This is a genomic window from Pseudomonas sp. S06B 330, from assembly GCF_002845275.2.
Classification (GTDB): domain Bacteria; phylum Pseudomonadota; class Gammaproteobacteria; order Pseudomonadales; family Pseudomonadaceae; genus Aquipseudomonas.
The window spans coordinates 5,154,690-5,166,166 of sequence record NZ_CP088149.1; the positions used below are offsets into that span (position 1 = coordinate 5,154,690).

General features: G+C 60.5%; 8 protein-coding genes. All 8 read left to right on the forward strand.

Going from position 1 to position 11,477, the window contains the following annotated elements; all coding sequences use genetic code 11:
• Window positions 1-8 precede the first annotated feature (8 nt).
• On the forward strand, window positions 9-1,364 hold the full coding sequence (gene accC / locus CX511_RS23245; RefSeq protein WP_038997371.1) for an acetyl-CoA carboxylase biotin carboxylase subunit: 1,356 nt from the start codon (window positions 9-11) through the stop codon (window positions 1,362-1,364).
• A 271-nt stretch (window positions 1,365-1,635) separates the two neighbouring features.
• Entirely contained in the window at window positions 1,636-2,514 is an 879-nt protein-coding gene (gene prmA / locus CX511_RS23250) for a 50S ribosomal protein L11 methyltransferase (RefSeq protein ID WP_045182301.1), read from the forward strand.
• Between the two features lie 40 nt (window positions 2,515-2,554).
• Window positions 2,555-3,853 (forward strand): DUF3426 domain-containing protein, encoded by a 1,299-nt coding sequence (locus CX511_RS23255; RefSeq protein WP_101292316.1) that lies wholly within the window; start codon window positions 2,555-2,557, stop codon window positions 3,851-3,853.
• A 156-nt stretch (window positions 3,854-4,009) separates the two neighbouring features.
• On the forward strand, window positions 4,010-5,023 hold the full coding sequence (gene dusB, locus CX511_RS23260; protein ID WP_045182298.1) for a tRNA dihydrouridine synthase DusB: 1,014 nt from the start codon (window positions 4,010-4,012) through the stop codon (window positions 5,021-5,023).
• Entirely contained in the window at window positions 5,020-5,340 is a 321-nt protein-coding gene (fis, locus tag CX511_RS23265) for a DNA-binding transcriptional regulator Fis (RefSeq protein ID WP_003186237.1), read from the forward strand. The genes dusB and fis overlap by 4 nt, the downstream gene beginning before the upstream one ends.
• An 82-nt stretch (window positions 5,341-5,422) precedes the next feature.
• Window positions 5,423-7,030 (forward strand): bifunctional phosphoribosylaminoimidazolecarboxamide formyltransferase/IMP cyclohydrolase, encoded by a 1,608-nt coding sequence (purH, locus tag CX511_RS23270; RefSeq protein WP_101292314.1) that lies wholly within the window; start codon window positions 5,423-5,425, stop codon window positions 7,028-7,030.
• Window positions 7,031-7,233: 203 nt separating this feature from the next.
• Window positions 7,234-8,529, forward strand: a complete 1,296-nt coding sequence (gene purD, locus CX511_RS23275; protein ID WP_045182292.1) for a phosphoribosylamine--glycine ligase — start codon at window positions 7,234-7,236, stop codon at window positions 8,527-8,529.
• Between the two features lie 135 nt (window positions 8,530-8,664).
• Window positions 8,665-11,436: a hybrid sensor histidine kinase/response regulator gene (locus tag CX511_RS23280; protein ID WP_101292312.1), complete on the forward strand. Its 2,772-nt coding sequence runs from the start codon at window positions 8,665-8,667 to the stop codon at window positions 11,434-11,436.
• The last annotated feature ends 41 nt before the right edge of the window (window positions 11,437-11,477 follow it).

The following is an 11,477-nucleotide window of genomic DNA, read 5'->3' on the forward strand; positions in this document are numbered from 1 at the left end:
AGCCAACGATGTCTGCGAAGCTGGAAAAAGTCCTGATCGCCAACCGCGGGGAAATTGCCCTGCGGATCCTGCGTGCCTGCAAAGAGCTGGGCATCAAGACCGTCGCCGTACACTCGACGGCCGACCGCGAACTGATGCACCTGGGCCTGGCAGACGAGTCGGTCTGCATCGGTCCTGCTTCGGCCAGCCAGTCCTACCTGCACATCCCGGCGATCATTGCCGCTGCTGAAGTGACCGGCGCTACCGCCATTCACCCAGGCTATGGCTTCCTCGCGGAAAACGCCGACTTCGCCGAGCAGGTGGAGAATTCCGGTTTTGCCTTCATCGGCCCGAAAGCCGACACCATTCGCCTGATGGGTGACAAGGTATCGGCCAAGGACGCGATGATCAAAACCGGCGTTCCGACCGTGCCGGGCTCCGACGGCCCGCTGCCGGAAGACGAAGAAGAAGCCCTGCGCATCGGCCGTGAAGTCGGCTACCCAGTGATCATCAAGGCCGCCGGCGGCGGCGGTGGTCGCGGTATGCGCGTGGTGCACAAGGAAGAGGACCTGATCGCCTCGGCCAAGCTGACCCGTACCGAAGCCGGTGCTGCATTCGGCAACCCAATGGTTTATCTCGAGAAGTTCCTGACCAACCCACGCCACGTGGAAGTCCAGGTACTGTCCGATGGCCAGGGCAACGCCGTGCACCTGGGTGACCGCGACTGCTCGCTGCAGCGCCGCCACCAGAAAGTACTGGAAGAAGCACCGGCACCCGGTATCGACGAAAAAGCCCGCCAGGAAGTCTTCAAGCGCTGTGTCGATGCCTGCATCGAGATCGGCTACCGTGGCGCTGGTACCTTCGAGTTCCTCTACGAAAACGGTAGTTTCTACTTCATCGAAATGAACACCCGTGTTCAGGTGGAGCACCCGGTTTCGGAGATGGTCACCGGTATCGACATCGTCAAGGAGATGCTCAGCATCGCCGCTGGCAACAAGCTGTCGTTTACCCAGGATGACGTGGTGATTCGTGGTCACTCCCTGGAGTGCCGGATCAACGCTGAAGACCCGAAGAAGTTCATCCCGAGCCCAGGCACCGTCAAGCACTTCCACGCCCCAGGCGGCAACGGCGTTCGCGTCGACTCGCACCTGTACAGTGGCTATGCGGTTCCGCCGAACTACGACTCGCTGATCGGCAAGCTGATCACCTACGGCAAAGACCGTGACGAAGCCATGGCACGCATGCGCAATGCCCTGGACGAGATCGTCGTCGATGGCATCAAGACCAACATCCCACTGCACCGCGACCTGGTGCGTGATGAAGGTTTCTGCAAAGGTGGCGTCAACATTCACTATCTGGAACACAAACTGGCTAACCAGGAGTGATTCCGCAGTGATGTGAAAAGGACCCCGGCCTATTGACCGGGGTTTTTTTTGCACTGTAGCCGCTGCCGCCAGGCTGCGATCGACTGCGCAGCAGTCGCTGCGAACAGCCTACGACCGCTTCGCGACCGATCGCAGCCTGGCGGCAGCGGCTACGCCAGGCAGAGCGCGGGAGCCCCACGAAGCATTCCCACAAACCCCTCGCACTCAAGTAAACTGGCGGGCTTCTCGCAGCCCTGAGCTGCCCCTGTAGATTTTCCCAAAGGTGCCCGCCATGCCTTGGCTGCAAGTACGTCTGGCCATCAGCCCGGAACAAGCCGAAACCTATGAAGATGCCCTGCTCGAAGTAGGCGCAGTTTCGGTCACCTTCATGGACGCCGAAGATCAGCCGATCTTCGAACCCGACCTGAACACCACGCCGCTGTGGTCGCACACCCATTTGCTGGCGCTGTTCGAAGCCGATACCGACGCCGCTGCAGTGTTCGCCCATTTGCAGCTGCTCACCGGCGCTGCGCTGCCGGAGCACCAGGCCGAAGTCATTGAAGATCAAGACTGGGAACGCAGCTGGATGGACAACTTCCAACCAATGCGTTTCGGTCAGCGCCTGTGGATCGTGCCAAGCTGGCACGCAGCGCCAGAACCTGAAGCAGTCAACTTGCTGCTCGATCCGGGCCTGGCATTCGGCACTGGCACCCACCCGACTACTGCCCTGTGCCTGGAATGGCTCGACGGCCAAGACCTGCAAGACGTACAGGTGCTCGATTTCGGCTGCGGCTCGGGAATTCTGGCGATTGCTGCGCTGCTGCTCGGCGCTCGCGAAGCGGTCGGTACCGATATCGACGTCCAGGCCCTGGAAGCCTCCCGCGACAACGCCGGTCGTAACGGTATTGCCGACGAAAAATTCGCCCTGTACCTACCTGAACACATGCCAGCAATGCAGGCCGACGTGCTCGTGGCCAACATCCTTGCCGGCCCACTGGTCTCCCTGGCCCCGCAACTGTCCGGGCTGGTGCGCCCGGGTGGTCTGTTGGCGCTGTCGGGCATTCTGGCCGAACAGGGCGAAGAAGTCGCCGCAGCCTACGCCAATGACTTCGACCTGGACCCGATTACCGTTCGCGACGGCTGGGTACGCATCAGTGGTCGCCGCCGCTAAGTGCGCCTAGAATAACCTTCTGTATAACCCGGACCGCCGCATGACCGACAGTTTCGTCACCCAGTGCCCGCATTGCCAGACCAGCTTTCGCGTCAACCACAATCAATTGAGCGTGGCCCGCGGCGTGGTGCGTTGCGGCGCCTGCCTGCAGGTATTCAACGCCGCCAAACAGCTGCTGGAGCAAAGTGCGGCGCAACAGCCCGCGGTAGAGCCTGCAAGTGCCGAGCCCACGGTCTCAGCACCAGTGCCAGTGCCAGTGCCAGCACCCGAGGCATCAGTCAGGCAGCACACCTGGAGCGCTGCTGAACTGGACCTCGACCAGCTCGACCTGGATGAGGAACTGGCACGACTGGAACAGCGTGAAATCCAGCCGACCACCGAGTACAAGGCCAGCGCACCACGTGAGGACAGCCTCAGCGCCCACCGTGACGAACCGGAGCGCGACGATCAGCACTGGCCCGATAGCCTGTTCAGCACCCCAGCCAGCGAGCGCGAGCCGCTGGCAGAGGAGTTCGACGAGCCGCAACCGCCGCTCATTGAACAAGCACCACTGGACCTTGCCCCGGAGCCCGGCGAGCGTACAGAGCCTTCGCTGTCGCTGAATCCTGATGTGCTCGATGACGATCTGGATGATGAACCGCATCATCCCCACCCCATCGCCGCCGAGCGTGACGACATTGCGATGGAGCATCTGTCGGCCAATGAGCCGGATGATGACCTCGAACCCCGACCCAACGCTTCCGACGAGCGTCTTGAGCCGGGATTCGGCGCGGCCTCCAGTCGCCCTGAACGCAAGGAGCCGCTGCTCGATCTGGTGGACGACCCGTTGCAGTTGGATTGGCAAAAGCCCAAGGCCCATTGGGGCAAGCGCTTGCTTTGGATAGCCCTGGTGCTGCTGGCCGCCGCCGCCTTGGCGGGCCAGTACATCTGGTACCACTTCGACGAACTGGCCCGCCAGGACCAGTACCGCCCCTGGTTCCAGCAGATCTGCCCACAGGTGGGCTGCAAGGTCCCGTCGCGAGTAGACATCGCCCGAATCAAGAGCAGCAACCTGGTGGTGCGCAGCCACCCGGACTTTAACGGGGCACTGATTGTCGATGCGATCATCTACAACCGCGCGCCGTTCACCCAGCCGTTCCCGCTGCTGGAGCTGCGCTTTGCCGACCTCAATGGCCAATTGATCGCCAGCCGGCGCTTCAAACCCGGCGAATACCTGAGCGGCGAATTGGCCGGCAAGGGCGAGATGCCCAGCCAGGTGCCAATCCACATTGCCCTGGACATCCTCGATCCAGGGCCCAAGGCGGTCAATTACAGCCTGAGCTTCCGCTCCCCCGAATAGCTCTCGGCCAGCATGCCCGGCACTCCAAACTGTCGGACATAACGCCGCAGTTGTTCAGATTTTATCCAAATCCATCTTTATCCGGTCACCGAGAGCGGGTATCATGCCAACCCTTTTTCGAACTCTAATGATCCGGCCCCACAACAGGGAACTCCTATGTCGGCGGTACGCATCGGCCCATACACACTGCAGAACAACCTGATCCTCGCGCCGATGGCCGGGGTCACGGATCAGCCATTTCGTCAGCTCTGCCGACGAATGGGTGCAGGCCTGGTGGTGTCGGAGATGGTCAGCAGCGACATGAGCCTGTGGAACAGCCGCAAGTCGCGTCTGCGCATGATTCACCAAGGTGATCCCGAGCCACGCTCGGTACAGATCGCCGGTGGTGACGCGCAGATGCTTGCCGCTGCAGCCCGGGCCAACGTCGAAGCTGGCGCACAGATCATCGATATCAACATGGGCTGCCCGGCAAAAAAAGTCTGCAACAAAGCTGCAGGCTCTGCTTTATTGAAAGATGAAGCCTTGGTCAGCGAGATCCTCCACGCGGTGGTTGCCGCCGTGGATGTACCGGTCACGCTGAAAATCCGCACGGGTTGGGACAGGGCGAACAAGAACGGCCTGACGGTGGCAAAGATTGCCGAACAGGCCGGGATCCAGGCACTGGCGGTACACGGACGGACCCGCGCCGACCTTTACACCGGCGACGCCGAGTACGACACCATCGCTGAGATCAAGCAGGCGGTGTCGATCCCAGTGTTTGCCAATGGCGATATCACTTCGCCAGAAAAGGCCCGGGCCGTGCTTCAGGCGACCGGGGCCGATGGCCTGTTGATAGGCCGGGCTGCCCAAGGGCGGCCGTGGATTTTTCGCGAGATCGAGCACTACCTGCGTACCGGCGAACATTCGCCGGCGCCGCAGTTGCAAGAAGTGGAACGCATACTGCTGGAGCACCTAGCCGCGCTGCACGCCTTCTATGGCGATGTCATGGGCGTACGCATCGCCCGCAAGCATGTCGGCTGGTACTTGGCAACGCTTCCGGGCGCCAGGGAGTTTCGCGCCCAGTTCAATCGTTTGGAAGATACGCAAGCGCAGTGCGCCGACGTTCGCGGCTTTTTCCGCGAACGTGAACAGAGCCTTGAGACAGAGGACGGACAAGGGGTGGCCGCATGACGATGATGACCGAGACTTTAGTGAGTGGAACAACGCCCGTGAGCGACAACGTCAACCTGAAACAGCACCTGAATACACCGAGCGAAGAGGGTCAGACCCTTCGCGGCAGTGTGGAAAAGGCGCTGCACAACTATTTCGCCCATCTGGAGGGCGCGGCCGTCACGGACGTGTACAACCTGGTGCTCTCGGAAGTCGAAGCGCCGTTGCTCGAAAGCGTGATGAACTACGTCAAGGGCAACCAGACCAAGGCCAGTGAGCTGCTCGGACTCAACCGCGGCACCTTGCGCAAAAAGCTGAAGCAGTACGATTTGTTGTAAGCAAGCATCCAAACCAGAAAAGGCGGCTCCCATTCGATGAGGTCGCCTTTTTTGCTGACTCCACCGCGTTATGGAATCTGAAATGACCGACCAGACTACCCGCCTGCCGATCCGCCGCGCCTTGATCAGTGTTTCCGACAAGACCGGGATCCTTGAATTCGCCCGTGAGCTGCAACAGCTTGGCGTCGAGATCCTGTCCACCGGCGGCACCTTCAAGCTGCTCCAGGACAACGGCGTTGCCGCGGTGGAAGTTGCCGACTACACCGGCTTTGCCGAAATGATGGACGGCCGGGTCAAGACCCTGCACCCGAAAATCCACGGCGGTATCCTTGGCCGCCGCGGCACCGACGACGCCATCATGGCTGAGCACGGAATCAAGCCGATAGACCTGGTTGCGGTCAACCTCTACCCGTTCGAAGCCACCATTTCCAAACCAGGCTGTGACCTGCCGACCGCCATCGAGAACATCGACATCGGCGGCCCGACCATGGTTCGCTCGGCAGCCAAGAACCACAAAGACGTTGCCATCGTGGTCAATGCCAGCGATTACGGTCAGGTCCTGGAAAACCTCAAGGCTGGCGGTTTGACCTACGCCCAGCGTTTCGACCTGATGTTCAAGGCGTTCGAACACACGGCTGCCTACGACGGCATGATCGCCAACTACATGGGCACGGTTAATCAGACTGCCGAAACCCTGAGCACTGAAGGTCGCAGCGAGTTCCCGCGCACCTTCAACAGCCAGTTCATCAAGACTCAGGAAATGCGCTACGGCGAGAACCCGCACCAGAGTGCGGCGTTCTATGTCGAAGGCAAGCCTGCCGAAGCCGGCATCGCCACTGCGGTGCAGCTGCAAGGTAAAGAACTGTCGTACAACAACGTGGCCGACACTGACGCCGCGCTGGAGTGCGTGAAGAGCTTCGTCAAGCCGGCCTGTGTCATCGTCAAGCACGCCAACCCGTGCGGCGTGGCGGTGAGCCCGGACGCTGAAGGCGGCATCCGCCAGGCCTACGAGCTGGCCTATGCCACCGATACCGAATCGGCTTTCGGCGGCATCATCGCCTTCAACCGTGAGTTGGATGCAGAAACTGCCAAAGCCATCGTCGAGCGTCAGTTCGTCGAAGTGATCATCGCTCCGAGCGTCAGCGACGAAGCCCGCGCCGTGGTTGCTGCCAAGGCCAATGTGCGCCTGCTGGCTTGCGGCCAGTGGTCGCCTGAGCGTGCTGCTGCATGGGACTACAAGCGCGTGACCGGCGGTCTGCTGGTACAGAGCCGTGACATTGGTATGATCACCGAGGCTGACCTGAAAGTGGTCACCAAGCGTGCGCCAACCGAGCAGGAAATCCACGACCTGATCTTCGCCTGGAAAGTGGCCAAGTACGTCAAGTCCAACGCCATCGTCTACGCCAAGAACCGTCAGACAATCGGTGTCGGCGCTGGCCAGATGAGCCGCGTGAATTCCGCGCGTATTGCTGCAATCAAGGCCGAGCATGCTGGCCTGCAGGTGCAGGGCGCGGTCATGGCCTCGGATGCGTTCTTCCCGTTCCGTGACGGTATCGATAATGCGGCTAAAGTGGGTATCACGGCAGTGATCCAGCCAGGCGGTTCGATGCGTGATGCTGAAGTCATCGCCGCAGCTGATGAGGCCGGCATCGCCATGGTATTCACCGGCATGCGCCACTTCCGCCACTAATCGTCAAACGGCCGCACTGAAGCAGGCGTCTGCCGCGTTGGAGCAGGTCCCGCTGATGCTCATTGCCAGGAGGCAACTGCGCTCAACGTGACCTGCTCTGCCTTGCATCCACCTACTTCATTGCGACCTCGCAATGCATACACAGCAGAAGCGCAGGAGGCTTTACCTCCTGATTGAAGAATTAGCGTCATCGAGGTTTTAACATGAAAGTTTTGATTATCGGTAGCGGTGGTCGTGAACACGCCCTGGCCTGGAAAGTTGCCCAGGACCCACGGGTCGAAAAGGTTTTCGTTGCCCCAGGCAACGCTGGCACCGCCACCGAAGCCAAGTGCGAGAATGTCGACATCGACGTTACCGCCCTGGAACAACTGGCCGATTTCGCTGAGAAAAACGTCGCCCTGACCATCGTCGGCCCTGAAGGCCCGCTGGTTGCCGGTGTCGTCGACCTGTTCCGCAGCCGCGGCCTGGACTGCTTCGGTCCCACCAAAGGCGCAGCCCAACTGGAAGGCTCGAAAGCCTTCACCAAAGACTTCCTGGCCCGCCACAAGATCCCTACCGCCGACTACCAGAACTTCACTGAGATCGAGCCGGCCCTGGCCTACCTGCGCGAGAAAGGCGCACCGATCGTGATCAAGGCCGATGGCCTGGCCGCCGGTAAAGGCGTCATCGTCGCCATGACCCTGGCCGAAGCCGAAGATGCCGTACGCGACATGCTCGCTGGCAACGCTTTTGGCGATGCCGGTTCGCGCGTGGTGATCGAAGAGTTCCTTGACGGCGAAGAAGCCAGCTTCATCGTCATGGTCGATGGCCAGAACGTGCTGCCAATGGCTACCAGCCAGGACCACAAACGTGTGGGCGACGGCGACAGCGGCCCGAATACCGGTGGCATGGGTGCTTACTCCCCTGCCCCTGTGGTCACTGCCGAAGTGCACCAGCGGGTCATGGACCTGGTGATCTGGCCGACCGTGCGTGGCATGGCCGAAGAAGGCAATGTCTACACTGGTTTCCTCTATGCCGGTCTGATGATCGACAAAGCCGGTAATCCAAAAGTCATCGAGTTCAACTGCCGCTTCGGTGACCCGGAAACCCAACCAGTCATGTTGCGCCTGGAGTCTAGCCTGGTACTGCTGATCGAAGCCGCCTTCGCCAAGGCGCTGGACAAAGTTGAAGCACAGTGGAACCCACAACCGAGCCTGGGCGTAGTCCTGGCTGCCGGTGGCTACCCTGGCGATTACAGCAAAGGCGCGGTCATCAACGGCCTGGACGCTGCGGCCAACTTGACCGGTAAAGTGTTCCACGCCGGGACCGCCCTCAAGGACGGTCAGGTCGTCGCTACTGGCGGTCGCGTACTGTGCGCCACAGCTCTGGGTGAAACCGTCGAAGCCGCCCAACAGCAGGCCTACCGCCTGGCTGGCGAAATCAATTGGGAAGGCAGCTTCTACCGAAAAGACATCGGTTACCGCGCCATCGCCCGCGAACGTGGTGAAGATCAGCAGTAAAATAGCCTATGGAAGGAGTGACGCCACCGGCGTCCTGCTTCCGGTTCGGCGACAAGGCCCGCCATGGGCCTTGCCTTCGCCTCGGCGCGCCGCGCATAGTTATCGTCCAGCACTTTGCTAAGAAGGGATTTCGTTGTGCGTTGGCTCAGGATCGCCATTGGCCTCACCGTCAGCTTGCTGACCTTGCTCTGCCTGTTCCCGGCGTCAGCCGAACAAAGCAGTGGCTGGGCGGTTTTGCTCGATGAACAGGCCAACCTGCAGCTCAGTGACGTGCGCTCCGAGCGCTACCGCAACCAATTCAGCCCCCTCCAGCTCAACCAACTCGATGCTGCAACGCCAGACCAGGCGCTGTGGTTGCACTACCGCCTGGAACCCGGCCAGCACGAACAGCTGCTGCGGGTCTTCGCGCCGGATCTGTCTCGGCTTGATCTCTACGCCCTTGAAGGCGACCACCTGATCAAGCACATGCATAACGGTCGTACCGCCGAAAGCGGCGAACTGTCCCTACGCAGCAGCGACCACCAACTGGCTTTGCCGAACAGTCCGCATACGCTGGATATCTACCTGCGCCTGGTTTCTGAGCATCAATTGCGTCCGAGCATCAGCCTGGAACCTGCTGCCCAGGTCGCTGCCGATCAGCGCCAACCTCTGATGTTTGGCGTGTTGTTTGGCTGCCTGTTGATGCTGATGCTGCATAACCTCATTCGTTTCGCCTATTCGCGCTCCACAACCAGCCTGAGCCTGGCCGCCTATCACGGACTTATGCTGCTCAGCGCACTGATTTTGCTCAATCTCAGCGGCCCCTGGTGGAGCCTCTGGCATTCAGCCCAAACCCCCGCCGCGTATCTTACTGCCTTGCTCGCCAGCCTGGCCGGCCTGACTTTCACGCTGCGCTTTTTCATGCCTTGTGAACAACCCCGCCTAAGCCGACTGCTGCAGGCTGAAATGATCCTGATCGGGCTCTCTGGCCTGCTACTGCTGTTCGTCGACACGCTGCCGCTCAATCTGATGACCTACGCGCTATTCGCCGTGGGCAGCTTGAGTATGCTGCTGATTGCCAGCTACCACTGGTACAAGGGCTATGCGCCGGCGCGACTGTTTACGCTAGCCATGCTCGCTTTCAATATTGGCTGCCTGGTGGTACTGCCCGCATTGCTCGGATTGACCCGTACACCGACGCAATGGTTGCTGTTCATTCTCCTGGGGCTGACCAGCTTCAGCGGCCTGCTGCTCAATCTGTCGGTCAGCGAACGCCTGCGCCGTATCAGTGAAGAGCGCTTCAGCGCCAGTCGCGAGCTGGCCGCCAGCAATGCCGAAATCAACGCCAAAGCCGAGTTCCTGGCCAAGATCAGCCATGAAATCCGCACACCGATGAACGGTGTATTGGGGATGACCGAACTGCTGTTGGGCACGCCGCTTTCAGTCAAACAACGCGACTACGTTCAAACGATCCACAGCGCCGGTAATGAACTGCTCACACTGATCAACGAGATCCTCGACATCTCCAAGCTCGAATCCGGGCAGATCGAGCTGGACGACGTGCAATTCGACCTCAACGCGCTGATCGAAGATTGCCTGAGTATTTTCCGCGCCAAGGCCGAACAACAGAATATCGAGTTGATCAGCTTCACTCAGCCGCAAGTGCCCCGGGTCATAAGCGGTGACCCGACACGTCTGCGCCAGGCGTTGCTGAGTCTTTTGGAAAATGCCCTGAAGAAGACCGAGCAGGGCGAGATTCTCCTAGTGGTAGCGCTCGACCAACGGGGCAACGCTCCACGTTTGCGCATCGCCGTGCAGGACAGTGGCGACCCCATCGCCCCAGGCGAACGCGAAGCGCTGTTGCAGGCTGAACTGCACAGTAAGCATTTTCTATCCAGCAACAAGCTGGGTGGGCACCTGGGCCTGGTCATTGCCAAGCAACTGATCTCGCTGATGCAGGGTGAGTTCGGGATCAAGACCAGCCACGGCCTGGGCAACACGTTGTGGCTGACCCTCCCCCTAGATCCGCAGCGCCTCGAACAGCCTTCCACCGACCTCGACGGCCCCCTGCGTGGTGCCCGGGTGCTGGTAGTAGACGACAACGACACCTGTCGCAAAGTCCTGGTACAGCAGTGCAGTGCCTGGGGTATGAACGTCAGCGCCGTGCCTTCGGGCAAGGAAGCCCTCGCCTTGCTGCGCACCAAGGCTCACTTGCGCGACTATTTCGATGCGGTCCTGCTCGACCAGAACATGCCCGGTATGACGGGCATGCAGTTGGCAGCCAAAATCAAAGAAGACCCGAGCCTGAACCACGATATTCTGCTGATCATGCTCACCGGCATCAGCAATGCACCGAGCAAGGTCATTGCCCGCAATGCCGGAGTCAAACGGATTCTGGCCAAGCCGGTTGCCGGTTACACCCTCAAAACCACCCTGGCGCAAGAGCTGGCCCAGCGCAGCAAGGACCAACCCGTTTTCCCGACACCGGTCGGCCTGGGTACAACACTGAACGTGCCGAGCGATTTCCGCATCCTGGTAGCAGAAGACAACAGCATCTCGACCAAAGTCATCCGTGGCATGCTCGGCAAGCTCAGCCTGGAACCCGACACCGCCAGCAACGGAGAAGAAGCCCTGCAGGCGATGAAAACCAAGCACTACGACCTGGTACTGATGGACTGTGAGATGCCTGTGCTTGATGGCTTCTCGGCAACCCAACAACTACGAATCTGGGAAATCAGCAACCAGCGCAAGCGTACCCCCGTAGTAGCACTGACCGCGCATATCCTCGCCGAGCATAAAGAGCGCGCACGCCTGGCCGGCATGGACGGCCACATGGCCAAGCCGGTTGAGCTGTCACAATTGCGCGAGTTGATTGAGCATTGGGTGGCACGTCGCGAGGCTGAGCCCAACCAGGTTTCGACCTCGTAAGCTCGGCTGCCCCTGATACACTTCTTTCACATTTCCCTTGC

Excerpts from the sequence above, each read along its gene's own strand:
- accC (WP_038997371.1), top strand. The coding sequence starts at position 9 with ATGTCTGCGAAGCTGGAAAAAGTCCTGATCGCCAACCGCGGGGAAATT.
- prmA (WP_045182301.1), top strand. The coding sequence starts at position 1,636 with ATGCCTTGGCTGCAAGTACGTCTGGCCATCAGCCCGGAACAAGCCGAA.
- CX511_RS23255 (WP_101292316.1), top strand. The coding sequence starts at position 2,555 with ATGACCGACAGTTTCGTCACCCAGTGCCCGCATTGCCAGACCAGCTTT.
- dusB (WP_045182298.1), top strand. The coding sequence starts at position 4,010 with ATGTCGGCGGTACGCATCGGCCCATACACACTGCAGAACAACCTGATC.
- fis (WP_003186237.1), top strand. The coding sequence starts at position 5,020 with ATGACGATGATGACCGAGACTTTAGTGAGTGGAACAACGCCCGTGAGC.
- purH (WP_101292314.1), top strand. The coding sequence starts at position 5,423 with ATGACCGACCAGACTACCCGCCTGCCGATCCGCCGCGCCTTGATCAGT.
- purD (WP_045182292.1), top strand. The coding sequence starts at position 7,234 with ATGAAAGTTTTGATTATCGGTAGCGGTGGTCGTGAACACGCCCTGGCC.